At 74.0% G+C, this 24,405-nt stretch carries 23 protein-coding genes; 9 read left to right on the forward strand and 14 right to left on the reverse strand.

Annotation, left to right across the window (positions count from 1 at the left end; genetic code table 11):
* Nucleotides 1–46 precede the first annotated feature (46 nt).
* Nucleotides 47–703: a DUF4245 family protein gene (locus OM98_RS14135; protein WP_010535289.1), complete on the reverse strand. Its 657-nt coding sequence runs from the start codon at nt 701–703 to the stop codon at nt 47–49.
* Between the two features lie 55 nt (nt 704–758).
* On the opposite strand from OM98_RS14135, the gene OM98_RS14140 reads away from it, so the two are divergent.
* From OM98_RS14140 to OM98_RS14150, 3 genes are all read left to right on the forward strand, one after another.
* Nucleotides 759–1,670, forward strand: a complete 912-nt coding sequence (locus tag OM98_RS14140; protein ID WP_010535290.1) for a carbohydrate kinase family protein — start codon at nt 759–761, stop codon at nt 1,668–1,670.
* 92 nt (nt 1,671–1,762) lie between these two features.
* Nucleotides 1,763–3,193, forward strand: coding sequence for a class II fumarate hydratase (locus OM98_RS14145; RefSeq protein ID WP_010535291.1), 1,431 nt, complete (start codon nt 1,763–1,765; stop codon nt 3,191–3,193).
* Between the two features lie 143 nt (nt 3,194–3,336).
* Nucleotides 3,337–4,275, forward strand: coding sequence for an alpha/beta hydrolase (locus OM98_RS14150; RefSeq protein ID WP_010535292.1), 939 nt, complete (start codon nt 3,337–3,339; stop codon nt 4,273–4,275).
* 79 nt (nt 4,276–4,354) lie between these two features.
* Here OM98_RS14150 and phoH2 read toward each other — a convergent pair whose 3' ends face one another.
* Entirely contained in the window at nt 4,355–5,797 is a 1,443-nt protein-coding gene (gene phoH2, locus OM98_RS14155) for an RNA 5'-3' helicase PhoH2 (protein WP_010535293.1), read from the reverse strand.
* 170 nt (nt 5,798–5,967) lie between these two features.
* Nucleotides 5,968–6,729 carry a polyprenyl diphosphate synthase gene (uppS, locus tag OM98_RS14160; protein ID WP_010535294.1) on the reverse strand — a complete coding sequence of 254 codons (762 nt, stop codon included), beginning with the start codon at nt 6,727–6,729 and terminating at the stop codon, nt 5,968–5,970.
* A 225-nt stretch (nt 6,730–6,954) separates the two neighbouring features.
* On the opposite strand from uppS, the gene trhA reads away from it, so the two are divergent.
* A complete protein-coding gene (trhA, locus tag OM98_RS16305) occupies nt 6,955–7,872 on the forward strand; it encodes a PAQR family membrane homeostasis protein TrhA (RefSeq protein WP_010535295.1) in 918 nt (305 codons plus the stop codon).
* Nucleotides 7,873–7,903: 31 nt separating this feature from the next.
* On the opposite strand, the gene OM98_RS14910 is transcribed toward trhA, so the two are convergent.
* The gene (locus OM98_RS14910) at nt 7,904–8,266 is read right to left on the reverse strand and encodes a hypothetical protein (RefSeq protein WP_010535296.1); all 363 of its coding nucleotides are present in this window, start codon (nt 8,264–8,266) and stop codon (nt 7,904–7,906) included.
* On the reverse strand, nt 8,263–9,168 hold the full coding sequence (gene mca, locus OM98_RS14175) for a mycothiol conjugate amidase Mca (protein ID WP_010535297.1): 906 nt from the start codon (nt 9,166–9,168) through the stop codon (nt 8,263–8,265). The genes OM98_RS14910 and mca overlap by 4 nt, the downstream gene beginning before the upstream one ends.
* 201 nt (nt 9,169–9,369) lie before the next feature.
* Between mca and OM98_RS14180 the strand changes: the two genes are divergently transcribed.
* Together OM98_RS14180 and greA are read left to right on the forward strand one after the other, a co-directional pair.
* A complete protein-coding gene (locus OM98_RS14180) occupies nt 9,370–9,762 on the forward strand; it encodes a DUF4307 domain-containing protein (protein WP_010535298.1) in 393 nt (130 codons plus the stop codon).
* Nucleotides 9,763–9,959: 197 nt separating this feature from the next.
* Entirely contained in the window at nt 9,960–10,448 is a 489-nt protein-coding gene (gene greA / locus OM98_RS14185; protein ID WP_010535299.1) for a transcription elongation factor GreA, read from the forward strand.
* Between the two features lie 70 nt (nt 10,449–10,518).
* Here greA and OM98_RS14190 read toward each other — a convergent pair whose 3' ends face one another.
* The gene (locus OM98_RS14190) at nt 10,519–11,688 is read right to left on the reverse strand and encodes an AI-2E family transporter (protein ID WP_010535300.1); all 1,170 of its coding nucleotides are present in this window, start codon (nt 11,686–11,688) and stop codon (nt 10,519–10,521) included.
* 151 nt (nt 11,689–11,839) lie between these two features.
* On the opposite strand from OM98_RS14190, the gene OM98_RS14195 reads away from it, so the two are divergent.
* Together OM98_RS14195 and OM98_RS14200 are read left to right on the forward strand one after the other, a co-directional pair.
* The gene (locus tag OM98_RS14195; RefSeq protein WP_010535301.1) at nt 11,840–12,730 is read left to right on the forward strand and encodes an ABC transporter ATP-binding protein; all 891 of its coding nucleotides are present in this window, start codon (nt 11,840–11,842) and stop codon (nt 12,728–12,730) included.
* Nucleotides 12,715–14,424, forward strand: coding sequence for a hypothetical protein (locus OM98_RS14200; protein ID WP_010535302.1), 1,710 nt, complete (start codon nt 12,715–12,717; stop codon nt 14,422–14,424). The genes OM98_RS14195 and OM98_RS14200 overlap by 16 nt, the downstream gene beginning before the upstream one ends.
* 48 nt (nt 14,425–14,472) lie before the next feature.
* Here OM98_RS14200 and OM98_RS14205 read toward each other — a convergent pair whose 3' ends face one another.
* From OM98_RS14205 to glmS, 7 genes are all read right to left on the reverse strand, one after another.
* Nucleotides 14,473–15,024: a GNAT family N-acetyltransferase gene (locus OM98_RS14205; protein WP_010535303.1), complete on the reverse strand. Its 552-nt coding sequence runs from the start codon at nt 15,022–15,024 to the stop codon at nt 14,473–14,475.
* The gene (gene tsaB, locus OM98_RS14210) at nt 15,021–15,728 is read right to left on the reverse strand and encodes a tRNA (adenosine(37)-N6)-threonylcarbamoyltransferase complex dimerization subunit type 1 TsaB (RefSeq protein WP_010535304.1); all 708 of its coding nucleotides are present in this window, start codon (nt 15,726–15,728) and stop codon (nt 15,021–15,023) included. The genes OM98_RS14205 and tsaB overlap by 4 nt, the downstream gene beginning before the upstream one ends.
* Entirely contained in the window at nt 15,728–16,291 is a 564-nt protein-coding gene (locus OM98_RS14215) for a bifunctional tRNA (adenosine(37)-N6)-threonylcarbamoyltransferase complex ATPase subunit type 1 TsaE/phosphotransferase (RefSeq protein ID WP_010535305.1), read from the reverse strand. Before OM98_RS14215 ends, tsaB begins: the two co-directional genes overlap by 1 nt.
* A complete protein-coding gene (alr, locus tag OM98_RS14220; protein ID WP_010535306.1) occupies nt 16,288–17,460 on the reverse strand; it encodes an alanine racemase in 1,173 nt (390 codons plus the stop codon). The genes OM98_RS14215 and alr overlap by 4 nt, the downstream gene beginning before the upstream one ends.
* Complete coding sequence (locus tag OM98_RS14225; RefSeq protein ID WP_010535307.1) at nt 17,457–19,034, reverse strand: NAD(P)H-hydrate dehydratase; 1,578 nt, start codon at nt 19,032–19,034, stop codon at nt 17,457–17,459. The genes alr and OM98_RS14225 overlap by 4 nt, the downstream gene beginning before the upstream one ends.
* Complete coding sequence (locus OM98_RS14230) at nt 19,031–19,522, reverse strand: holo-ACP synthase (RefSeq protein ID WP_342626433.1); 492 nt, start codon at nt 19,520–19,522, stop codon at nt 19,031–19,033. Before OM98_RS14230 ends, OM98_RS14225 begins: the two co-directional genes overlap by 4 nt.
* Nucleotides 19,523–19,632: 110 nt before the next feature.
* Nucleotides 19,633–21,501 (reverse strand): glutamine--fructose-6-phosphate transaminase (isomerizing), encoded by a 1,869-nt coding sequence (gene glmS / locus OM98_RS14235; RefSeq protein ID WP_010535309.1) that lies wholly within the window; start codon nt 21,499–21,501, stop codon nt 19,633–19,635.
* Between the two features lie 215 nt (nt 21,502–21,716).
* Between glmS and coaA the strand changes: the two genes are divergently transcribed.
* Nucleotides 21,717–22,715, forward strand: a complete 999-nt coding sequence (coaA, locus tag OM98_RS14240; protein ID WP_010535310.1) for a type I pantothenate kinase — start codon at nt 21,717–21,719, stop codon at nt 22,713–22,715.
* A gap of 218 nt (nt 22,716–22,933) precedes the next feature.
* On the opposite strand, the gene glmM is transcribed toward coaA, so the two are convergent.
* Complete coding sequence (gene glmM / locus OM98_RS14245) at nt 22,934–24,280, reverse strand: phosphoglucosamine mutase (RefSeq protein ID WP_010535311.1); 1,347 nt, start codon at nt 24,278–24,280, stop codon at nt 22,934–22,936.
* Nucleotides 24,281–24,405 lie beyond the last annotated feature (125 nt).

Below are 24,405 nucleotides of genomic sequence, written 5' to 3' on the forward strand. Positions count from 1 at the left end.
GCCACCCGCACCTCCGCGGTTCTCGCCGGCAGACCGCGTCCCGCGCTCAGTCCAGCGAGGCGATCGCGGCCTCCATCAGCTCGCGCAGTTCGGCGTCCTCCACGTCGCCGTGCACGAGGATCCCCCAGCCCTCGCCCTGGCAGGACATACCGCGACGGGTCTGCCCCTCGGTCTCGGAGCTGAGCACCTGGCAGTCGGCGCCGTCGATCGTCGTCTCCATCTCGACCACGGTGCCGGGCAGCGCCGCCGAGAGCATCGGGGCGCCCACCTCGGCCTGCTCCTCCAGGGCGATCAGCGATCCGGAGGGCGCCGTGTACTCGATCTCCCAGGAGGCGGGATCGGCCGCGGACAGTCGCGCCTCGCGGGCTGTCCACTCCGCCCCCAGCGCCGGATCGGCCACCGGGAAGTCCACGGCGTCGCGGGCGCGCTCGGCGCTCTCGGCGACGTTCAGCTGCGAGGTCTCCGGCACCTCCCGCCCCAGGTCGGTGCCCACCCCGAAGAAGGCGACGGCCGCCGCGGCGACGCCGACCATGATCACCACGAGCGCCCACACCATGTTCCGCACCGAGGTGTTGCGACGGTTGGGCAGCTCGTAGGACGAGCGGGGGGCCTGCTCCGCAGCGGTCTCCACAGCGGGCTGGGGCGACGGGATGGAGGACTCTGGCGCGGCCTGCGGCTCGGCCTGCTCGTGCTGGGTGGGCATGGACAACATTGTCCCGCGTGTTGGCCCCTCCCGGGAAACCTGCGATGATCGACGGGTGAGCGCGAAATTTCTCATCGTCGGAGAGGCCCTGATCGACATCGTCGTCGAGCAGGACGGCAGCAGGTCCGAGCACCCCGGCGGTTCCCCCCTGAACGTGGCGGTCGCCCTGGGCCGCCTGGACCACGAGTCCCACCTCCTGACCCGGATCGGCAGCGACGCCCGCGGCGACGCCATCCGCGAGCACGTGGAGCACTCGCACGTGGTCCTGACCCCCGGCAGCGTGATGGACGTGGCCACCTCCACCGCGGAGGCCACCCTGAACGCGGAGGGCGCCGCCACCTACACCTTCGACCTGGTGTGGGACCCGGACGACTCCGGCCTGCCCGACGCGGTGGACGCCGTGCACACCTCCTCCATCGCCGCGGTGATGGACAAGGGTGCCGCCACCGTCGCGGACGTGCTGCGCCGCTACCGCGATCAGTCCCTGATCAGCTACGACCCCAACGCCCGCCCCACCCTGATGGGCACGCCCGAGGCGGTGCGCGGCGCGGTCGAGGAGAACATCGCGCTCAGCGACATCGTGAAGACCTCCGACGAGGACGTCGCCTGGCTGTACGGCACCGACGACGTGGAGGACGTGGTCGCGTCCTGGCGAGAGCTGGGCCCCGCGATCACCGTGCTGACCCGCGGCGGCGAGGGCTCCGTGGGCTTCTCCGAGGGCGGCCGGGTGCAGGTCGCCCCCGTCTCGGTGGACGCCGTGGACAGCGTCGGCGCCGGGGACACCTTCTCCGCCGGCATCCTCGACGCCCTCGCCTTCCGCGACCTGCTGGGCGCCGGCAACCGCGAGGCGCTGCGCCACACCCCCTCCGACGACCTCGCGGCGATCCTCAAGCGCGCCTCGCGCCTGGCCGCCGTCACCGTCTCCCGGGCCGGGGCGAACCCGCCCTGGACCTCTGAGCTGGGCTGATCCGAGCCCGGGCCCGCCCGGCCCGGGATCCGGCACCGCCCGCTCATCCTCCGCACCACCACCCGCAGACCCGAAGCCAGGGAGGCTCCCCCATGTCCCAGTCCACGCCCGCCGACGTCGCCGAGCAGGACGGTTACCGCATCGAGCACGACACCATGGGTGAGGTGCGTGTCCCGGCCTCGGCCCTGTACCGCGCGCAGACCCAGCGCGCCGTGGAGAACTTCCCGATCTCCGGGCAGGGCCTCGAACCGGCCCACGTGCACGCCCTGGCGCAGGTGAAGAAGGCCGCGGCCCGCGCGAACCTCGAGCTCGGCGTGCTGGACGCGCAGATCGCGGAGGCCATCATCGCGGCGGCCGACGAGGTCATCGCCGGGGACCACGACGGCCAGTTCCCCGTGGACACCTACCAGACCGGCTCCGGCACCTCCTCGAACATGAACATGAACGAGGTGCTGGCGACGCTGGCCACCCGCCACGCCGCCGAGGGCGTGGACGTGCACCCCAACGACCACGTCAACGCCTCGCAGTCCTCCAACGACGTGTTCCCCACCTCGGTGCACGTCGCCGTCACCGCGGGCGTCGTCGAGCAGCTGCTGCCGGCCCTCGCCCACCTCGCCGAGTCCCTCGAGGCCAAGGCCGAGGCCTGGAAGACCGTCGTGAAGTCGGGCCGCACCCACCTGATGGACGCCACCCCCGTGACCCTCGGCCAGGAGTTCGGCGGCTACGCGGCCGCGGTCCGCTACGGCATCGAGCGCGTCGAGGCGGCCCTGCCGCGCACCGCCGAGGTCCCCCAGGGCGGCACCGCCGTCGGCACCGGCATCAACACCCCGCTGGGCTTCCCGCAGAAGGTCATCGCGAACCTCGCCGAGCAGACCTCCCTGCCCATCACCGAGGCCCGCAACCACTTCGAGGCGCAGTCCGCCCGCGACGGCCTGGTGGAGATGTCCGGGGCGCTGCGCACCATCGCCGTGTCCCTCACCAAGATCTGCAACGACCTGCGCTGGATGGGCTCCGGCCCCAACACCGGCCTCGGCGAGATCGCGATCCCCGACCTGCAGCCCGGCTCCTCGATCATGCCCGGCAAGGTCAACCCGGTGATCCCGGAGGCCGTGCTGCAGGTGTGCGCGAAGGTGATCGGCAACGACGCGGCCGTGGCCTGGGGTGGCGCGCAGGGCGCCTTCGAGCTGAACGTGCAGATCCCGCTGATGGGCACGAGCCTGCTGGAATCGATCCGGCTGCTGGCCAACGCCTCCACCGTGCTGGCCGACAAGACCGTGGACGGCCTGGTGGCGAACGAGGACAAGGCCCGCTTCTACGCGGAGGCCAGCCCCTCGATCGTCACCCCGCTGAACAAGCTGATCGGCTACGAGAGCGCCGCGAAGATCGCCAAGCACGCCGTGGCCGAGCAGGTCTCCGTCCGCGAGGCGACGATCGCGCTGGGCTTCGTGGAGCGCGGGGAGCTCACCGAGGAGCAGCTCGACGCCGCCCTCGACGTGCTCTCGATGACCGCACCGAAGGCCTGAACCCCTGGCCCCCGGGGCGCGCCGGGTCGCCGACATCGGCCCGGCGCCCCGAGAGCCAGGAGGGAGCACTCCGCGCCCGTCCCCCGCGCGGCCCCCGTGGACACTCCCTGGACCCCGCCGCACCTGCCCGTCATGCTCGAACCATGACCCGATCCCGGCCGGACCGGCCCACCGCCGAGGACTACGTCCGCTTCCTGCCGCCGGAACGACGCGCGCTCGCCCGGGGACCGGCCACCTCGGAGCACTGGACCTGGCGGGACCACCGGGTGCGCCTGCTGCGGCACCGGGATGCCGCAGCCCCGGCGCGGGTGCTGCTGGTCCACGGCGCGGGCGGCTACAGCGAGGCGCTCTGGCCGGTCGCCGCGCAGTCCCTCGAGGCGGGCCTCGACCTCACCGCCGTGGACCTGCCGCTGTACGGGGACACCCGGAGCCCGGACCGCGGCGCGGTCCGCTACGACGACTGGGTGCACCTGCTCCAGGACCTCGTCGCCGCGGAGGACGACGGACGGCCACTGCTGCTGCTCGGCGCGAGCATGGGCGGGATGCTCGCGCTCGAGGCCGCCGTCGGGGCACACTCGGTCGCCGGGGTGCTGGTGACCTGCCTGCTCGACCCCGCCGACGCCGCCACCCGGGCCCGCCTGACGCGTCTCGGCCCCCTCGCGGGGCCCGGCCGGGCCCTCTCCGCCGTGCCCCTCCCACGGCTCCTGGATCGCCTCCCGCTCCCGATCGCCCAGATCGCACCGCTCGCGCGGATGAGCCGGGACCCGGCGCTCGGCGCGCTGTGCGCGCGCGATCCGCGGGGCGGGGGCGGCCGCGTCCCGCTCGGCTTCCTGCGGTCCTACCTCGGGTACCACCACCGGGGCCCGGAGCAGGTCCGGGTGCCGGTCGTGCTCGCCCACCCGGCCCGCGACACCTGGACGCCCCCGGAGCTGAGCGAACGGGTCCTGGCGCGGGTGACGGGACCGACCCGCGCGGTGCGGCTCGACGAGTGCGGACACTTCCCGCTCGAGGAGCCGGGCCTCACCGCCCTGGTCGCGGAGATCAGGCGCCTCGCAGGCATCGCCACCTCGGACGCCCGCTGAGATCCGGCGCTCCGTGCGGGGTCACCCCCGGCAGGGGGCGGTGACCCCGCACCGGGCGCCGGATCCTCGCAGCGCCCTCTCAGACCACCGGCTCGTCCAGCACGTGCGTGACCAGCTCGGCGACCTTGGAGCGCTCGGAGCGCTGCAGGGTGATGTGGCCGAACAGCTCGTGCGCCTTGAGCGCCTCGACCACGGAGGCGATGCCGTCGTAGCGGCCGATGCGCAGGTTGTCGCGCTGGGCGATGTCGTGGGTGAGCACCACCCGGGAGTTCTGGCCGATGCGGGAGAGCATGGTCAGCAGCACGTTGCGCTCCAAAGACTGCGCCTCGTCGACGATCACGAAGGCGTCGTGCAGGGAGCGGCCGCGGATGTGGGTCAGCGGCATCACCTCGAGCATCCCGCGGGAGAGCACCTCGTCGATGACGTTCTGGGAGACCATCGAGCCGAGGGTGTCGAAGACCGCCTGCCCCCAGGGCCCCATCTTCTCGTCCTGCCCGCCGGGGAGGTAGCCGAGCTCCTGCCCGCCCACGGCGTACAGCGGGCGGAACACCATGATCTTGCGCTGGGTGCGGCGCTCCAGCACCGCCTCCAGCCCGGTGCACAGGGCCAGGGCGCTCTTGCCGGTGCCGGCCCGTCCGCCCAGGGACACGATGCCCACGGACTCGTCCAGCAGCAGGTCGATGGCGATGCGCTGCTCGGCGGAGCGGCCGGAGACCCCGAAGACGGTCTGGTCCCCGGGCACCAGGCGCACCGTCCGGTCCTTGGTGAGCCGGCCCAGCGCCGAGCCGCGGCCGGAGGTGATGGTCAGACCGGTGTGCACGGGGTGGTGGGCGACCTCGGGGATCGTCACCTCCTGGCCGTCGTAGAGGGCGGAGATGGTGGCGTCGTCCACGGCGGCCGTGACCATGCCGGTGTAGCCGCGGTCCCGGGCCAGCTCGGCCCGGTACTCCTCTGCGTGGATGCCGGAGGCCGAGGCCTTGATCCGCATCGGCAGGTCCTTGGAGACCAGCACGACGTTCTTGCCCTCGAGCTGTAGGTTCTTGGCGACCGCGAGGATGCGGGTGTCGTTGTCGCCGAGGCGGAAGCCGTCGGGCAGGGACTGGGTGGACTGATGGTTCAGCTCCACGTGCACGTGCCCGCCGGAGGTGCCGATGGGCAGCGGCTTCGAGAGGTTGTCGTGGCGCTCTCGCAGGTCGTCCAGCAGCCGCAGCGCCTGGCGGGCGAAGTAGCCGAGGTCGGGGTGGTGGCGCTTGGCCTCCAGCTCGGTGACCACCACGATCGGCAGTACGATGTCGTGCTCGGCGAAGCGGGTCAGCGAGAGCGGATCGGCCAGCAGCACCGAGGTGTCCAGCACGTAGGTGATCACCCCGGTCTCCACCTCGGAGAGCTGCTGCTGGGCGCTGCCTGGCCGCAGCGAGGGGACGACGGGGCTGGATTCGCCCGGCAGCGGGCTCAGACCCCCTGTCCCGTCGTCGTCCAGGAGCTGCGGCGCCATCCGGTGCGCCGTGGTGGTCTGGTCCATCGAGGGCCTCCCGTCCTCACGCGGATGCCTGGACGATATCGCCGCGGACACCCGGCCTCGGGCGTGTCCCGCGGGGCGCGGGGCGACGTTCACCCGATCGTCATCCGGGGTTCCGTGCTGCCCAGCTCTCCCGGCGCCCCGGATGCGGCCATCCTGCCCGCCGCGGCGGCTCAGGCGCCGTAGCGACGCTCCCGCCGGCAGAAGTCGCGCAGGGCGCGCAGCAGGTCCACGCGGCGGAAGCCCGGCCAGTAGGTCTCGCAGAACCAGTACTCGGAGTGCACGGACTGCCACAGCAGGAAGCCGGAGAGGCGCTGCTCGCCGGAGGTGCGGATGATGAGGTCCGGGTCGGGCTGGCCGCGGGTGTAGAGGTGCTCGGCGATGGACTCGGTGCTGATCGCCTCGGCGATCTCCTCCGGGGAGCGGCCCTGCGCCCCGAGGTCCCGCACCAGCTCCTGCACGGCGGAGACGATCTCCTCGCGCCCGCCGTAGCCGACGGCGATGTTCACGGTGAGGTCGGCGCGCACGCTCTCCTCGGCGCGGGCCCGCTCGATGGCGGTGCGCATCGGCTCGGGCAGGTCGTCGAGGCTGCCGGTGGGCCGCACGTCGTAGCCAGCGCGGATGATCTGCTCGATGGTGGCGGTGATGATGCCGTGCAGCGCCTCCAGCTCCTCCGGGGAGCGGCGGGCGTTGTCGGTGGAGAGCATCCAGACGGTGACCAGCGGGATCTCGAGGTCTTGGCACCAGGAGAGGAACTCGAGGATCTTGGCGGCGCCGACGCGGTGCCCCTCGGCGGTGGAGGCGCCGGCGGCCTTGGCCCAGCGGCGGTTGCCGTCGACGATCACGCCGAGGTGCTGGGGCAGGTCGAAGGCCTCGAGCTTCTTGAGCAGGCGTCGCTCGTAGACGCGGTAGAGGAGGCCGTCGTCGTCCGCCACAGGCATCCTCCCGGTCGCTGCTCGATGTGTGGGGGCGGTCCCGGAGCGGGGCCGCACCCGCACCAGTATCCCCGGCGACGGGGGTGTCCCGGAACCGGTGGCGGGATCCGGGTCGGATCCACACCGGATCGACACCCGCGCGGGCCCGGCGCGCCGCGGAACCGGGACCGGATCGTCACCAATCCCACCCAGAAGACCTACGGTTCCGTAGGTTACGCTCGCGCCGTGAGCACCCCGACCCCCGGCGCGCAGCCGAGCACCCCCGCCCCGCGCCGCCCCCGCACCCCGCAGCCGAACGGTCCCGGCACCACCATCGAGGAGACCCCCGCGGACCTCGCCGAGGCCACCGAGACCGGGGTCCGCCCCGAGGCCGCCGCCGCGGCCGCGCACCTCAGCGAGCCCGAGGAGCGGGCGGCGCCGCGCGACGAGGACATCCCCACCGCGCTCAGCCATCCCTGGGCGCCGCGCACCCTGACCCGGGCGATGGCGGCCCGCGCCGGCCAGCTCGGCCTGCAGCTGCCCAAGCCCCGCCTGCGCGGCATCCTGCACCTGATCGCCTTCCCGTCCTCGCTGCTGGCGGGGCTGGTGCTGGTGGCGCTCGGCGACTCGCTGGCCACTCGCATGGCCTGCGTGGTGTTCGTGGCGACCGCGGGCCTGCTGTTCGGCATTAGCGCCACCTACCACCGCGGCACCTGGTCCCCGGAGCACGCGATCATCCTGCGGCGCTTCGACCACGCCAACATCTTCCTGATCATCGCGGGCACCTACACGCCGCTCGCGGTGGCGCTGCTGGAGCCGCGGCAGGCGACGACGCTGCTGGTGATCTGCTGGACCGGGGCCGTGATCGGCGTGGCTTTCCGGATCTTCTGGACCTCGGCGCCGCGCTGGCTGTACGTGCCGGCGTACGTGGCGCTCGGCTGGGTGGCCATGTTCTACATGCCCGACATCCTGGCCGGCGGCGGCTGGGCCGTGGTGTGGCTGCTGGTGGCGGGCGGCCTGGCCTACACCGGCGGCGCCGTGGTCTACGGCCTCAAGCGCCCGAACCCCTCGCCGGCCTGGTTCGGCTTCCACGAGATCTTCCACGCCGCCACCCTGGCGGGCTTCGCCTGCCACTTCGTGGCCGTGGCGCTGGCCGTCATCTGATCCGGGCCGACCGCGCCCGCCCCGCAGAACCTCAGCCCTGCGGGCGGTCCCCGTCCTCGGGGGCGTCGTCCTCGGGGGCGTCGTCCGCGCCGTCCCCGGAGTCGCGCAAGCCCTCGGCCTCGGGAGCGTCGGCGGCGGTATGGTCGTCCGCCCGCTGCTGCTCCGCCTGCTGCTCCTCGGCCTGCTGCTCCTCGATCTTCTGCTGAGCGATGCGTGCCTCGACGCGGGCGTCGGCCTGCACCCGGCGCACGCGGCGGGTCATGTCCACGACCAGCAGCACCACGACCGCGGCCAGCAGGAACATGGCGATGAAACCGGGCAGCCCCGGGGAGACCGAGACGACGGTCAGCTCCTCGCCGTCGGAGGGGGCGGCCAGCAGCGGGAGCCCGCTCATCGGGTCTCCCCCGCAGCCTCGCGGACCCCGGCGAAGAGGTCGGTCTCGGGCAGGGTCACGCCCACCCGGGAGCGGTGCAGCTCGAAGTCGTCGGTGCCCCAGACCAGGCGCTCCACATCGTGGGGAACGCGGAAGAACGGCCCATCGGGGTCGACCTGGGTGGCGTGGGCACGCAGCGCGTCGTCGCGCACCTGCAGGTAGTCGCGCACATCCACACGGGTGGTGAGCAGGCGGTCGCGGCTCTCGTCGAAGTGGGCGAGCATCTGCTCGAGGTCCTCGCTGGGGGTGCCGAGGGTGCGCAGGTGCCGGGCGACGGTGGCGAGCTTCTGCCGGTGGAAAGCATTGATGTAGTACAGCTTGGCGACCTCCCAGGGCTCCCCGAGCTCGGGGGCGTACCCCGGGTCGGCCGCGAGGTCGAAGGCGACCAGGGAGATCCGGTTGACCTGGATGTGGTCGGGGTGCGGGTAGCCGCCGTTCTCGTCGTAGGTGGTCATCACGTGCGGCCGCAGCCGACGGATCGCCTCGACGAGCGGTCGTGCCGCCTCGACCGGGTCGAGGCTCGCGAAGCTGCCCTCGGGCAGCGGCGGCAGCGGGTCGCCCTCGGGCAGCCCGGAGTCCTCGAAGCCCAGCCATTCGTGGTCCACGCCGAGGATCTCCTGGGCGCGGGCCATCTCCTCGCGGCGGATCGCGACCAGGTTCGCCGCCACCTGCTCATCGCCCTGCAGGCGCGGGTTCAGCACGTCCCCGCGCTCCCCGCCGGTGCAGGAGATCACGGTGACCTGCACACCCTGCCGGGCGTACTTCGCGCTCGACCCGGCGCCCTTGGAGGACTCGTCGTCGGGGTGCGCGTGGACGGCGAGCAGGCGCAGAGGCTCGTCGGGGGCGGGGGGCTGGAGGTTCACGGGTCTCCTCGGACACGGTGGGCGGGAGGGGCTGCGGGGCCCCTCGCCCGGGGCTGCTTCCGGCGCGTCCGGCACGGTCGCGCCACCGCACGAGACTACGCCACCGGAGGGCTCCGACCTGGGTGGGGGCCTCCCCCACGGGAGCGGCATCACGCCGGAGGCACCCAGGCTCCGCCTCCCCCTCTCTGGGAGACTGGGTCCATGACCTCCACCCCCACCCGCCGCGCCGACCGGTACGGCGGCCCCCTCGTCCCCGCCCGCACCGCGAGGGTGCTGATCATCGCGGGCGCCGTGGTGGCCCTGACGGTCCTGGTGCTGGTGGGGCTGCGCTTCGCCGACCAGCCGGTCAAGGGCGAGCTGCTCACCTACGACCACGTCTCCGACGCCGAGGTGGAGGTGACCTTCGTGGTCACCATGGCGCCCGGCGAGGCCGCGAGCTGCACCGTGCAGGCGATGAACGAGGGTCGCGCCCAGGTGGGCTTCGTCGAGGTCGAGATCCCCCCGCAGGACGAGCGCCAGAGCGTGCACGCCGCCCGCATCGCCACCCAGGGCGAGGCGGTCTCCGCCGAGGTGCTGGGCTGCGAGCGGGCCTGACCCCGCCGGATCACCCCTGTACACACCGTGACGCAGGTCCCCGTCCGGCGGGGACCTGCGGTGTAGGCTTCCCCGAACACCCGGCGACCGCGCCGGACGTCATCACCCGCACACGGGGCGCATGAAGATATGTGCCCCGTGATTCGCGTTCCGGGGCCTGTGCCCCCGGGCGCGCCACGAACGACAGGAGTGAACCGATGAGCAGCCAGCCGAATGGCGCCTGGCTCACCCAGGACGCCTACGACCGCCTCGCCCAGGAGCTCGCCGAGCTCGAGGGCCCCCGCCGCACCGAGATCGCGGAGCGCATCGCCGCCGCCCGCGACGAGGGCGACCTCAAGGAGAACGGCGGCTACCACGCCGCCCGCGAGGAGCAGGGGATGAACGAGGCCCGCATCACCGATCTCCAGCACCTGCTGAAGAACGCTGTGGTGGGTGAGGCCCCGAAGGACGACGGCGTCGTCGAGGCGGGCATGGTGGTGACCATCTCCATGGCCGGCAAGGAGCGCACCTTCCTGCTGGGCAACCGTGAGATCGCCGAGGGCACCGACCTCGAGGTCTACTCCTCCGACTCGCCGCTGGGCAGTGCGATCTACGGCTCCTCCGTGGGCCAGACCATCGACTACACGGCCCCGAACGGCAAGTCCCTGCCGATCGAGATCCTCACGGCGAAGCCCTACAAGGCCTGACCCGACTGCTCGCACGAGGGCCCCCGATCCGTTCGGATCGGGGGCCCTCGCGCTGTGCGGCCGACGCGGCTCAGACCGCCGGTGCCCGGCGCTTGCGCTTGAGCTCGGCGAAATGGGTCCGTGCCGCCTGGTCGATGCCCAGTTCGGGACTGGGGTCGCGTCCCACCAGGTAGAGCATGGTGGCGTTGGTGAAGGCCATCAGCGGGATCGCGAACAGCGCCCCGGGGATGCCGGCGACCATCGCGCCCGCGGCGACGCCGAGGAACACGGCCAGCGGGTGCAGCTCCACGGCCTTGCCCATCAGCAGCGGCTGGAGCAGGTTGCCCTCGATCTGCTGCACGGCCACCACGATGGCCAGCATGATCAGGGCGTACACCCAGTTCTGCAGCACCAGCACCAGCAGGGCGGCGATCGCGCCGGAGACCACGGCGCCGACCAGCGGGATGAAGGAGAACAGGAAGACCAGCAGCCATATCGGCACCGCGTAGGAGCCGAGCCCCAGCGCGAGCATGCCGATGCCGATGCCGGTCGCATCGACGGCGGCCACCAGGATCTGCGTGCGCACGTAGGCCGACAGCGCCTTCCAGCCGCGGCGCACGGACTCATGGGTGGAGGTGCGGGCGGCGGGCGGCAGCAGACCCACCACCCACAGCCAGATCGAGGTGCCGTTGGCCAGCAGGAAGAAGAGGGTGAACAGGCACACGACGATGCCGGTGCCGATGTTGCCCAGCACCCCCGCGGTGTTCACGGCCTGGTCCACCAGGGCGTTCGCGTTGGCCTGGAGCTGTGCGAGGGCCTGGTCGATCGCCGAGTCGATCATGGTGTCGTCGATCTGGAAGGTCTGCGTGACCCAGGTGGTGATCGACTGGAAGCCGGCCACGGCGTTGGACTGGATGCCGTCCCACTGGGCGATGAGCTGGCGTCCCGCGAGGGTGAACATGCCGGCGATCACCAGCAGCAGGCCCAGCAGCGCGATGCCGCTGGAGGCGCCGCGACCCAGGAACGTGTAACGGGTGAGCATCTTGACCACCGGGTTCAGCATCACCGCCAGCAGGATCGCCAGCAGCACCGGGATCACCAGGGTGGTGACCTGCAGCAGGCCCCAGACCAGCAGGGACACGGCGGCGACGATGAGCAGCAGACGCCAGGACCAGGCGGCCATGCGGCGGATCCCCATGGGGATCTCCGCGACCTCCTTCGACGGCTCGGGCGGGAGCGGGGTGGCGCGCAGCTTCGTCATCTCGACTCCTTCCGGGCGGCCCGGACGGCTCCCCCGGTGCCCACCCTACCCGGGACCAGCGCTCTGACCAGCGATGCCCCCGACGAAGGTCGGAGGCAACCCCCGGCGGAGGGCCGTGCCGGGCCTCACGCCCCCTGGGTAGCGTGACGCCATGAGTCTCGACGCCCCCGACCCCGCTCCGCCGACCTCCCCGGCCGTCGCCCCCGCACCGCCCGTCGCGGACCCCACGGTCACCGGACCCCCGGCCTCCGCCTGGGCGCCGCTGCCCCCGGACGCCCCGGCGAGCCCCGAGGCCGCCTTCTCGATCCGGGGCCTGCGCAAGTCCTTCGCCGGCACCGAGGTGGTGCACGGCCTCTCCCTCGACGTCCCCCGCGGCTCCTTCTACGGCATCGTCGGCCCCAACGGCGCCGGCAAGACCACCACCCTCTCGATGGCCACCGGGCTGCTGCGGCCCGACGCCGGCACCGCCCACGTGCTGGGGGCGGACATGTGGCGGCAGCCCGAGCAGGCGAAGGCCCGCCTGGGCGTGCTGGCCGACGGGCTGCGCACCTTCGACCGGCTGACCGGGCAGGAGCTGCTGACCTACGTCGGCCTGATCCGCGGGATGGACGCCGCGGTGGTCCAGGAGCGCAGCGCCTCGCTGCTGGAGGCCCTGGACCTCGCCGGGGAGGACGGCAAGCTGGTGGTGGACTACTCCGCCGGCATGACCAAGAAGATCCTGCTGGCCTGCGCGCTGATCCATGCGCCGCGGCTGCTGGTGCTGGACGAGCCGCTGGAGGCCGTGGACCCCGTCTCCGCGCAGGTCATCCGCACCATCCTCACCGCCTACGTGGACGGCGGCGGCACCGTGGTGCTCTCGAGCCACGTGATGGAGCTGGTCGAGGGGCTCTGCAGCCACGTCGCGATCATCGCCGAGGGCGAGCTGAAGGCCGACGGCACCCTGGACGAGGTGCGCGGCGGCTCGACCCTGGTGCAGCGCTTCATCGACCTGGTCGGCGGGGCCGGCGTCGCCGAGGGGAGCCTGTCGTGGCTGGAGTCCTGAGCAGCGAGCAGCACGCGGTCGCCTCGGCAGGCACCGTCGAGCACGGCGGCCCGGACCGGCGGGCCCTGGTCCGCGGCCAGCTGCGTCTGAAGTGGACGCTGTGGCGGCGGTCCTACCGCGGGAACGTCGGCAAGATCATCGGCACCGCCTTCGGCGCCCTGTACGGCCTGGGTGGCCTGGCGCTGCTGGTGTTCGCGATGCTGGGGCTGACCCTGTGGAGCGGCGAGGGCGTCCTGTTCCCCACGGTCCTGCGCGGGATCGGGGCGGCGACCGTGCTGGCCTGGCTGCTGATCCCCCTGCTGGCCTTCGGGGTGGACGACACCCTGGACGCGCGCACCTTCGCCCCCTACCCGCGCAGCGCCCGGGAGCTGCAGCCGGGCCTGTTCGCCGCCGCGGCGCTGTCGCTGCCGGCGCTGTTCACCCTGCTGGCGGTCGCCGTCGTGAGCGCCTTCGAGGCGATCTGGATGGTGGCCTTCGGACCGGGGGCGCTCGGCACGGTGCTCGGCCTGGTGGTGCTCCTGCCCGCGAACCTCGCGGGCCTGGCCACCTGCCTGCTGCTGCCGCGCGCGGTGTTCGCCCACCAGGCGTCCCGGTCCAGCTCCCGCGGCGGCCGCGAGATCGGCGGGGTCGTCGCGCTGATCGTGATGCTGGCGGCGCTGTACGGCGTCTCCCTCGGGGCCCAGTCGCTCGGGGAGAACATCACCCGGGTGGGCACCTGGGCCGCGACCGCGGCCGAGGTGGCCGCCTGGACGCCGTTCGGCGCGGCCTTCGCGATCCCCCTGGACGTCGCCGAAGGCGCGTGGCTCACGGCCCTGGTGCGGGCGCTGATCACCGCGGCCACCCTGGTGCTGTTGTGGCGGTGGTGGCGACGCTCCCTGGACGCCGCCCTGACCTCGGCCTTGGTCGGGGACGCCTCCTCCGGGGCCGCCAAGGTCACGGCGCTGGTGCCGCGCTGGGCGCCCTCGAACGCGCTGGGCGTCTCGGTGGGGCGGACCCTGCGCTACTGGCGGCGCGACACCCGCTACCTCGCGTCCCTGGGCGTGTATCCGCTGGTCTTCGTGTTCCTGGGAGCGATGGGGGTGGTGCTGCCGGAGCAGCGGCCCTTCTACTTCACGATGCTGGTGGTGCTCACGGCGCTCAGCGGGGTCACGTTGTCCAACGAGGTGGGCTTCGACGGCCCGGCCGGATGGGTGAACATCACCGCCGGCGTCCGGGCCCGGGACAACCTGCTGGGCCGCGTCATCGCCATGGCGGTGCTGGTGGCGCCCGTGATGCTGGTGATGCTGGGCGTGATCGCGGTGCTGTTCGGCTATGCCTCGCTGTTGCCGATGGTGCTGCTGGGAGCGGCCGGGATGACGGTGGGCGGCTGGGGTGCCTCGGTCGCGATCGGCTCGATCCTGCCGTACCCCGCCTCCCCGCCCGGCACCAGCCCGCTGAAGGACAAGTCCGCCTCCACCGGGAACGCGATGGTCTCGATGACCGTCACGATGCTCGCGGTGATCGTGCCGCAGCTGCCGGCGCTGGGCCTCGGGATCTGGGGGGCGGCCTCCGGGAACCTGCTGCTCCAGCTGGGCGCCGGGATGCTGGCCCTGGTGGTGGGCGTCGTCGAGTTCGGGCTGGGCCTGCGCATCGGCTGCGCCCGGCTCGACGCCCGCTACCCGGACCTGTTCCAGAAGGTCCGCGCCTTCCTCTGAGGGGCCTTCCTCCGAGGGCCGGGGCGCTTGGCGCGGGGCCGGTGGCGATCACTCGGTGAGGTCGCGCTCCATCACCATCGCGTCGATGCGGCGGCCGCGGATCCGGTAGTAGCCGCGGCGGCGGCCGATCTCCCGGTACCCGGCCGCGGTGTAGACGGCGCGGGCGCGGGCGTTGTCCTCCCGCACCTCGAGCAGCATCCGGGTGGCGCCGCCCTCGCGGGCACGCTGCTCGGCCCAGGTGAGCAGGGCGCGGCCGATGCCGCGGCCCGGGCGGCTGGTGCCGATGGTCTGCAGCTCGGCGTCCTCGCCCAGCAGCATGATCCCGGCGTAGCCGGCCAGGGACTCGCCGCCGGGCAGCCGTGGCTCCAGCGATATCGGCGCGGCGCCCAGCGGTCCGGGCCTCGTCGGGGCCCCGGGGCCGCCCGGGTCAGCGGTGACCAGCACGTAGCTGCGGTCGGGGTGGGAGACCTCGGCGGCGAGCTGCGTGCCGCTCCAGGCCTCGTCGGGGAACAGCAGCAGCTCGGCGGCGGCGAGGGCGGGCACGTCGACCGGGCCGGCCGTCCGCAGGGCCCACTCCCCCGCCGGGTGCGCGGTGCTCACCGTCCGAGCGCGCTCTTGGGGGCGGTGGGCTTGGCCGCGTCGGGCTCGCGCAGGTACAGCGGCGCGGTGTCGGTGAGGTCCTCACCGCGGGCGGCGGCCGCGTGGGCGGCGAGGATCAGGTGACCGGCGTCGGCGTGCACCGGGGCGGCGCTCGCGGGCAGCAGTTCCGGGTACAGGGCGGCGCCGGAGCCGGCCAGCAGGTCCGCGGCGCTGAGCTCGGCGGCGACCGCGGCGGGGGCGTCGACGGCCGGTCCGGCGGTGCGCTCCAGGCCGCCGTCGGCGGTGCGGGCGTAGCGGGCGTGGTAGACCTCGCGGCGGCGGGCGTCGAGGGCCACGGCGACCGTGCCGACCGCCGCGGGCTCCTCCGCCTCGGCCAGCGCCTGGAGGGCGAGGGCGTCCAGGGAGCAGACGCCCACCAGCGGGACGCCGAGCACGGCGGCGATCGTGCGGCCGACGACGAGTCCCACCCGCAGGCCGGTGAAGGGACCCGGGCCGCGACCGACGACGATCCCGGTGAGCTGGTCCCGGCGGGCGCCGGCATCGTCCATCACCGCCTCGACGAGCGCGAGCAGCACCTCGTCGTGGTGGCGGGCGCGCTCATCGGCGCGGCGGGCGATCACCCGCGGCGGGGTGGCCGGGTCGTCCAGGGTGCCCTCGGCGAGGGCGACGGAGACGGCGCCGGAGGTGTCGATCCCGAGCAGCATCAGCGGGTCTCCTCGTCGGAAGCGGGGTGGTCGGCGGACTCCTCCGCCACGGGGGCGTGCTCGGCCAGCGCGTCCCGCAGGGCGGCGCGGGCGGCCTCGTCCCAGCGAGGGCCCACGGGGGTCAGGCGGAGGGTGCGGGGCTCCTCGGGGTCCTCCGGGTCGCCGCCGCTCTCGGGGCGCTCCAGCTCGACGAGCAGCCAGGAGTCGCTGAGGTGCTCGACCACGTCGCGGCCCCATTCGACGACGGTCACGGCGGCGTCCAGCTCCGCCTCGAGGTCGAGGTCGTCGATGTCCCCGCCGCCGCCGAGGCGGTAGGCGTCCACGTGGACGAGCGAGGGCCCGCCGCGCAGGGAGGGATGGACCCGGGAGATCACGAAGGTCGGGGAGGCGACGGGGCCGCGCACGTCGAGCGCCGCGCCGAGTCCCTGGGTGAAGGTGGTCTTCCCCGCGCCGAGGGGGCCGTCGAGCACGAGCAGGTCCCCGGCGCGCAGCACGGCGGCGAGAGCCACGGCGACGCGACGGGTGCCCTCGGCGGTGGCGGTGTCGATCCGGAGGGTGCTCATGCCAGCACCTCGCGGGCCACGCGGCCGGAGACGGAGGTGAGGACCTCGTAGGGGATGGTGTCCCCGGCGCGGGCCCAGTCCTCGGCGGTGGGGGCGACGGGGTCGGTGGGGGCGCCGCCGGCATCGCCGAACAGCACCACCTCGTCGCCGGGACGGGCGGTGGTGCCCGGGCCGAGGTCCACGACGATCTGGTCCATGGAGATGCGGCCGACCTGCGGGGCCAGGCGGTCCCCGGCCTCGGTGCGCACGATCACCTCGACGCCGCCGCTGGCGGCGCGGTGCAGGCCGTCGGCGTAGCCGATGGGGACCAGGCCGAGGGTGGTGTCGCGGGAGGTGCGGTGGGTGCGGCCGTAGCCGACGCTGGCGCCGGCGGGCACGTCCTTGACCATCGCCAGGCGGCTGGTGAGGGTGAGGGCGGGCCGCAGCGGGGTGTCGGTGGGCACCGGCGCGTAGCCGTACAGGGCGATGCCGGGTCGGACGATGTCGCGGTGCAGGTCGGGCCGGGACAGCAGCGCGGCGGAGTTCGCGAGGTGCTGCAGCGGGATCGGGCCGGCCTCCTCGGCGAGCTCCTCGCAGGCGGCGTCGAAGATCTCGACCTGTTCGTCGGTGGCGGGGTCCTCGGGGTCGTCGGCGCTGGTGAGGTGCGTCCAGGCGGCGCCGAGGCTGAGGAAGTCGTCGGCCAGGATCGAGGCGCCCATCTCACGCAGGCGCTCGCGGCGCACGCCGCCGCGGCCCATGCCGGTGTCGATCTTGACGTGCACGCGGGCGCGGCGGTCGGCCTGCCGGGCGGCCTCGGAGACCAGGGCCAGCATCTCCGGGGAGCCGACGGCCACGTTGATCCCGGCGCGCAGGGCCTCGGGGAGGATGCTGCGCGCGGTGTGCGGCTCGTACAGCCAGGTGAGGATGGAGACGTCCAGGCCGGCGCGGGAGAGGGCGAGGGCGCTGGCGGGGTGGGCGGCGCCGAGCCAGGTGGCCCCGCCCTCGAGGGCGGCGCGGGCGGCGGTGAGCATGCCGTGGCCGTAGCCGTCGGCCTTCACCACGGCCATCAGGGCGGTCTGCTCCTCGAGCAGGCCGGTCAGGGCCCGGGTGTTCTGGGTGATCGCGGAGGGGTCCACCAGGGCACGGTTGGGCACGTGCCGGGGGTCCTCCGCCGGGATCGGGATGGTCATCGGGCTCCTTGGGTCGTCTCCGGGCCGCCCGCCAGGATAGCGGCGAGCACGCCGGGCAGGTGCTCGGCGACCTCCAGAGCGACGAGCGGCACCCGTCCGCCGTGGGAGGCGTCACGCCCGGCGCGGCCGTGCAGCAGGGCCGCGCCGGCCGCCGCCTCGGGGGCGGGCAGGCCGGCGGCGAGCAGCGTGCCGAGGATCCCGGCGAGCACGTCGCCGGTGCCGGCGGTGGCGAGGTAGGAGGTGGCGTCGTCCTGGGCGAGCAGGGGGCCGCCGTCGCGCGGGGCGATGACGGTGACGGCGCCCTTCAACAGGACGGTGGCGCCGAGGGCGGTGGCGAGCGCCCGGGCGAGCTCGGGGCCGGGCAGCTCGGGGTCCAGGCCCAGGCGGGCGGCGAGGCGCTCGGCCTCGCCGCGGTGCGGGGTGAGGACCACCTCGGCGGGCCCGGAGTCGAGGCGGTCGCCCGGGGCGAGGGCGCCGAGGGCCCCGGCGTCGAGCACGGCGGCGCGCAGGTCTTGCGGGGCGGGGACGTCGCCCCGCAGGACGGCGAGCCCGGCGGCGATGCGGGGGTCCTCGGGGGCCAGCCCCGGGCCGATCACGAGGGCGTGGCTGCGGCCGGCCCCGGCGATGTCCACGCTCTCCGCCGCTCCCTGGTCGGGAGCGGGCTCGTCGGGAGCGGGGTGACCGACGACCTCGGGGCGGCGGCCGAGCACCAGGGTGCGCACGGCCTCGGGGGCGAGCAGGCGCACCATCCCGGCGCCGGCGCGGGCGGCCCCGGAGGCGGCGAGCACGGCGGCGCCCGGGTAGGGGGCGGAACCGGCCAGCAGCGCGACCACGCCGCGGCTGTACTTGGAGTCCTCGCGGCCGGGCCGGGGCCAGGCGGTCGCCACGTCGGCGTCCTCGAGGCGCAGCACGTCGCGGTCGGTGGCGGCGAGGTGCGGGCCGAGGCCGAGGTCCACGGGGACGACGTCCCCGGCCAGGTGGCTGCCCTCTCCGAGCAGCAGCCCGGCCTTGACCGCCCCGAAGGTGACGGTGACGACGGCGGGTAGCACCGCGGGGGCGGCCTGCCCGGTGGTGGCGTCCACGAAGCTCGGCAGGTCCACGGCGATCACGGGCAGGCCGGAACCGCGCACGGCCTCCAGCACGGGGGCGAGGTGCTCGGGCACGCGGGGGCGGCCGCCGAGGCCGAGGATCGCGTCGAGCAAGAGGTCGGTGCGGGCCAGCTCCTCCCCCGTCGTCGCGGCGTCCAGCGCGGAGAGCGGGGTGACGGTCCCCCCGGCGGCGCGCAGCGCGGCGGCGCCCTCCTCGTGCAGGTTCTCGGCGAGGGCCCAGGCGCGCGCGTCGAGGCCCGCCTCGCGGAGCATCGCGGCGGCGTGCAGTCCGTCGCCGCCGTTGCTGCCGGCCCCGGCCAGGACCAGCACCCGCGGGGCCTGCCCGCCGGCCCGGCGGGTGGCGTCGAGGCGGCGGCGCACCTGCTCGGCGAGCGCGGCGGCGGCCCGTCGCATCAACGGCTGCCCCGCCTCCAGCAGGGGGAGCTCGGCCTCGCGCACGGCGCCGGCCGGGTACCCGCGGATCATGCCGCTCCCCCGACCGTGCCGCCGGCGGGGTCGCCGCGCAGGGCGCCGCCGTCGCGCTCGGCGACCACGATCGCGGTGGCCACGTCGCCGTCGTGGGACAGGGAGAGGTGCAGGTGGGTGACGCCGAGGCGCTCGGCCGCGGCGAGGGTGGCGCCGCACAGCACCAGGTAGGGACGGCGCTCGGCGGTGCGGTGCACGGTGACGTCCTGCCAGGAGAAGTCGCCGGGCTGGCCGAGGGCCTTGCCGACCGCTTCCTTGGCGGCCACCCGGGCGGCGCGGGAGGCGTCGGAGAGCTCCCGCTCCTCGGGGGCGAAGAGCCGTTCGGCGAGCGCGGGCGTGCGCTCGATCATGGCGCGCAGCCGCTCGATGCCGGCCACGTCGATGCCGACGCCGACCACGCGGCCGTCCTCCCGCGGCGGAAAGGCGCGGGCGAGGTCCCCGGGAGCGGGGGCCGCGGGCATCGGGTCGGGGTCTGAGCTGGTCCTCACCCCGGCAGTGTCTCACCGGCGCCTGCGGGCGTGCAGGCTGCGTGAACGAGGACGGGGCGCCGGGGTGGTCCCCGGCGCCCCGTCCTCGTGGTCGACGGCTCAGTGGCCGCTCACTCCACGGTGACGGACTTGGCGAGGTTGCGGGGCTGGTCCACGTCCAGGCCCTTCGCGGTCGCCAGCTCGCAGGAGAAGATCTGCAGCGGGATGATCGTCAGCAGCGGAGCGAACAGGGTGCGGGTGCGGGGCACGCGCAGCACCACGTCCGAGTAGGGCAGCACGTCGTCGTCGCCGTCCTCGGCGATCACCAGGGTGCGGGCGCCGCGGGCGCGGATCTCCTGGATGTTGGAGACCACCTTCGAGTGCAGGGAATCGCGGCCCCGCGGGGAGGGCACGATGACGAACACCGGCTGCCCCTCCTCGACCAGGGCGATCGGGCCGTGCTTGAGCTCACCGGCGGCGAAGCCCTCGGCGTGGATGTAGGCGATCTCCTTGAGCTTGAGCGCGCCCTCCATCGCGGTGGGGTAGCCGACGTGGCGGCCCAGGAACAGCACCGAGGCGGCGTCCTTCATGGAGCGGGCCAGCTCCTCCACCTCGGCGGCGCCGTCCAGCACGGTCTGCACGTGGGTGGGCAGCTGCTCGAGGTCCTCCATCAGGGCGGCGATCTCGTCGGGGAAGAGGTTGCCGCGCACCTGCGCGAGGTACAGGCCCAGCAGGTAGCAGGCGGTGATCTGGCCGAGGTAGGCCTTGGTGGAGGCCACGGCGATCTCGGGGCCGACGTGCAGGTACAGCGCGGCGTCGGCCTCGCGGGGGATGGTGGAGCCGTGGGTGTTGCAGATCGCGACCACCTTGGCGCCCTGCTCCTGGGCGTGGCGCATGGCCATCAGGGTGTCCATGGTCTCGCCGGACTGGGAGATGGCGACCACCAGGGTCTTCTCGGTGACGACGGGGTCGCGGTAGCGGAACTCGTGGGCCAGCTCGACCTCGGTGGGGATGCGGCACCAGTGCTCGATGGCGTACTTGGCGACGCTGCCGGCGTTGGCGGCGGTGCCGCAGGCGACCACGACGATTTTGTCGACGCTGCGCAGCACGGACTCGTCGATGCTCATCTCGTCCAGGTGCAGCGCACCGGAGTCGATGCGGCCCAGCAGGGTGTCCGCGACGGCGGTGGCCTGCTCGTGGATCTCCTTGGCCATGAAGGAGTCGTAGCCGCCCTTCTGCGCGGCGGCGACGTCCCACTCGATGGTGTAGCGCTTCTGCTCGGTGATCTCGGTGCCGGAGAAGTCGCTGATGACGACGTCGTCGGCGGTGACGGTGACGATCTGGTCCTGGCCGACCTCGAGCGCCTCGCGGGTGTTGTCCACGAAGGCGGCGACGTCGGAGCCGAGGAAGTTCTCACCCTCGCCGAGGCCGACGACCAGCGGGGAGTTGCGGCGGGCGGCGACGACGCGATCGGGGGAAAGGCGGTGCACGGCCAGCAGGGTGAAGGCGCCCTCGAGCTGGTTCACGGCGGCGCGCATGGCGGTGGTGAGGTCCCCGGTCAGGGACATCTCGCGGGCCACCAGGTGCGCGGCGACCTCGGAGTCGGTCTCGGAGCGGAAGACGAAGCCCTCGGACTCCAGCTCGGCGCGCAGAGGGGCGAAGTTCTCGATGATGCCGTTGTGGACCAGGGCGAGCTCGTCGTCCTTGCCGCCGAGGTGGGGGTGGGCGTTTCCGTCGGTGGGGGCGCCGTGGGTGGCCCAGCGGGTGTGGCCGATGGCCACGGCGGAGGCGCTGACCTCCTCGCCGTCCAGGGCGTCGCGCAGGTTCTTGAGCTTGCCCTCCTTCTTGGCGATCCGGACGCCGTCGTCCTCGAGCACCGCGACGCCCGCGGAGTCGTATCCGCGGTACTCGAGGCGCGCGAGGCCCTGCAGGGCGACGTCGACGGGACGGGTCGAGAGGTTGGAGGGGCGCTGGCCCACGTATCCGACGATTCCACACATGCTCCCGACCGTAGCGTCCGGACCCCCCTCCGACCAGCACGAAGGCCTCGCGGCGGCGAGTCGTGGCTCACGTCCCCGGGGGCACGTGAGCGCTCCTGACGGATCGCGCAGGGGCCCCGTCAGCATCGGTCAGGCACCCCGATCGGCACCCTCGGAGCGGCGACGCGGCGTGTGAACCGTCCGGATCGGATCGCCGGACCTGGAACAATCGCGGCATGAGCCTCGCCGCGGAGCCCTCCCCCGCCTCACCCACCTCCGCCCCCTCCCCCGGCGCCCCCGCCTCCGTCTCCCCCTTCGCGGAGATCCCGCGGGCGGACTGGGAGCGGCTGGCCGGGCAGACGCCGCTGCCGCTCACCGAGGAGGAGGTGGGGCGCCTGCAGGGCCTCGGGGACCGGCTGGACCTGCGCGAGGTCGATGCGGTCTACCGCCCCATCTCGCGACTGCTGAACATCCAGGTGGGGGCCGCACAGGCGCTGCGCCGCTCCCGCGGGGACTTCCTGCACCAGCCGCAGCAGGCCACCCCCTACGTGATCGCGGTGGCCGGCTCGGTGGCGGTGGGCAAGTCCACCACCGCCCGCGTGCTGCGGGAGCTGATGGCCCGCTGGCCCGACACCCCACGGGTGCAGCTGGTGACGACCGACGGCTTCCTGCTGCCCAACGCGGAGCTGGAGCGGCGCGGCATCATGCACCGCAAGGGCTTCCCGGAGAGCTACGACCGGCGGCGGCTGCTGCGCTTCGTCTCCGACGTGAAGGCCGGCATGACCCGGGTGGAGGCGCCGGTGTACTCGCACCTCACCTACGACATCGTCACCGAGGAGCGGGTGGTGGTCGAGCAGCCCGACGTGCTGATCCTGGAGGGGCTGAACGTGCTGCAGCCCGCGCATCCGCGCCGTGACGGCCGGGTCGGGGTGGCCGTCTCCGACTTCTTCGACTTCTCCGTGTACGTCGACGCGCGCCCCGAGGACGTGCGCCGCTGGTATGTGGACCGCTTCCTGGCGCTGCGGCGCACGGCCTTCACCGATCCGCGCTCCTACTTCCGCCGCTACGCGGAGCTGGACGACGAGCAGGCGCGGGAGACGGCACTGTCCATCTGGCAGCGCATCAACGGCCCGAACCTCTCGGAGAACGTGCTGCCCACCCGCGGCCGCGCCGACCTGGTGCTGCGCAAGGACGGCCGCCACCGCGTCGACAGCGTGCTGCTGCGCAAGGTCTGAGCACCGCCCGGCTGCTCCTGCCCGACCAGCCGCGCCCTACCCGCCCGGTCGCATCCCCCTCCCTGGCCCCCTGCCCGCCCCCGGCGCGCTGAAGAAGGGACGCAGGTGCACCATGACGGCCGAAAAGCGGCGTGAGGGTGCACCTGCGTCCCTTCTTCAGCAATGCCCGATGGAAAAGCACGGGAGAGGTGGGGCGGAGGGGAGCTCCGGCGTCCGGGTCAGAGGGCGAGGCGCTCCCGCACCACGGTGGCGAGGCGCTCGGCGACCTCCGCGGCCTCCTCGTCGGTGGGGGCCTCGACCATCACCCGCACCAGCGGCTCGGTGCCCGAGGGGCGCAGCACCACGCGGCCGGTCTCGCCCAGCTCCTCCTCGGCGGCCTCGACGGCGCGCAGCACCTCGTGGTCGATGGTGGCGCGGGCGCGGTCGACGCCGCGCACGTTGATCATGCACTGCGGCAGGCGGGTCATCACCTCGGCCAGCTCCCGGGCGGTGGAGCCGGTGGTGCGCATCCGCTGCAGCAGGTGCAGGGCGGTCAGCTCGCCGTCGCCCGTGGTGGCGTGCTCGGCGAGGATCACGTGGCCGGACTGCTCGCCGCCCAGGGAGAAGCCGCCCAGGTTCATCTCCTCCAGCACGTAGCGGTCGCCGACGGCGGTCTGGGACAGGCGGATGCCGCGCTGCTCCATCGCGAGCTTCAGCCCGAGGTTGCTCATCACGGTCACCACCAGGGTGTCCTCGTGCAGGGCGCCGCGCTCGTGGAGGTCCAGGGCGAGGATCGCCATCACCTGGTCGCCGTCGATCACCTCCCCGGCGGCGTCCACGGCGAGGCAGCGGTCGGCGTCACCGTCGAAGGCCACGCCGATGTCGGCGCCGTGCTCGCGCACCGCGGCCTGCAGCGGCTCGAGGTGGGTGGAGCCGACGCCGTCGTTGATGAGGCCGCCGTCGCGGCGGTCGCCGATCACGTGCACGGTCGCGCCGGCGCGGCGCAGCGCAGCGGGGCCGGTCTCGGCGGCGGCACCGTTGGCGCAGTCGGCGACGACGGTCAGGCCCTCCAGGGAGGTGTCCAGGGTGGAGACGAGGTGGTCGACGTAGGCCTCGATGGCCCCCTCGTAGGGGGTGATGGTGCCGACCTCGGTGCCCTGCGGGCGGTCCCACTCCTCACCGAGGCGACGCTCGATGGCGTCCTCCACCTCGTCGGGCAGCTTGGTGCCGCCGCGGGCGAAGAACTTGATTCCGTTGTCGGGGGCGGGGTTGTGGGAGGCGGAGATCATCACGCCGAGGTCGGCCTCGGTGGACTGCACCAGGTGGGCGAGGCCCGGGGTGGGCAGGATCCCGGCGTCCAGCACGTCCACTCCGGCGGAGGCGAGCCCGGCGGCGACGGCGGCGCCGAGGAAGTCGCCGGAGGGGCGGGTGTCGCGGGCCAGGATCGCGCGGGGCCGGGTGCCGCCGAAGGCGCCGAGGGTGGCCAACACGTGCGCCGCGCCCACCGAGAGCTCGACCGCGAGCTCCGCGGTGATGTCGTCGTTGGCGCGTCCGCGGACGCCGTCGGTGCCGAACAGTCGGGCCACGGGTGTTCTCCTCGCATCGGGTGACAGGGGCCGCGCCCGCCCGCCGCGGGGCGGCGGGCGGGCGCGGGTCTGCTGTGAGGCTACCCGCTGTCCCCGCCCGACCCGCCCAGTTCCGCCCCGCGCGG

It is taken from the genome of Brachybacterium squillarum M-6-3 (genome assembly GCF_000225825.1).
GTDB lineage: Bacteria > Actinomycetota > Actinomycetes > Actinomycetales > Dermabacteraceae > Brachybacterium > Brachybacterium squillarum.

Coding starts and splice junctions, on each gene's coding strand:
- OM98_RS14135 (WP_010535289.1), bottom strand. CDS start 703: ATGCCCACCCAGCACGAGCAGGCCGAGCCGCAGGCCGCGCCAGAGTCC.
- OM98_RS14145 (WP_010535291.1), top strand. CDS start 1,763: ATGTCCCAGTCCACGCCCGCCGACGTCGCCGAGCAGGACGGTTACCGC.
- OM98_RS14150 (WP_010535292.1), top strand. CDS start 3,337: ATGACCCGATCCCGGCCGGACCGGCCCACCGCCGAGGACTACGTCCGC.
- phoH2 (WP_010535293.1), bottom strand. CDS start 5,797: ATGGACCAGACCACCACGGCGCACCGGATGGCGCCGCAGCTCCTGGAC.
- OM98_RS14910 (WP_010535296.1), bottom strand. CDS start 8,266: ATGAGCGGGCTCCCGCTGCTGGCCGCCCCCTCCGACGGCGAGGAGCTG.
- OM98_RS14180 (WP_010535298.1), top strand. CDS start 9,370: ATGACCTCCACCCCCACCCGCCGCGCCGACCGGTACGGCGGCCCCCTC.
- greA (WP_010535299.1), top strand. CDS start 9,960: ATGAGCAGCCAGCCGAATGGCGCCTGGCTCACCCAGGACGCCTACGAC.
- OM98_RS14190 (WP_010535300.1), bottom strand. CDS start 11,688: ATGACGAAGCTGCGCGCCACCCCGCTCCCGCCCGAGCCGTCGAAGGAG.
- OM98_RS14195 (WP_010535301.1), top strand. CDS start 11,840: ATGAGTCTCGACGCCCCCGACCCCGCTCCGCCGACCTCCCCGGCCGTC.
- tsaB (WP_010535304.1), bottom strand. CDS start 15,728: ATGCTGCTCGGGATCGACACCTCCGGCGCCGTCTCCGTCGCCCTCGCC.
- OM98_RS14215 (WP_010535305.1), bottom strand. CDS start 16,291: ATGAGCACCCTCCGGATCGACACCGCCACCGCCGAGGGCACCCGTCGC.
- alr (WP_010535306.1), bottom strand. CDS start 17,460: ATGACCATCCCGATCCCGGCGGAGGACCCCCGGCACGTGCCCAACCGT.
- OM98_RS14225 (WP_010535307.1), bottom strand. CDS start 19,034: ATGATCCGCGGGTACCCGGCCGGCGCCGTGCGCGAGGCCGAGCTCCCC.
- glmS (WP_010535309.1), bottom strand. CDS start 21,501: ATGTGTGGAATCGTCGGATACGTGGGCCAGCGCCCCTCCAACCTCTCG.
- coaA (WP_010535310.1), top strand. CDS start 21,717: ATGAGCCTCGCCGCGGAGCCCTCCCCCGCCTCACCCACCTCCGCCCCC.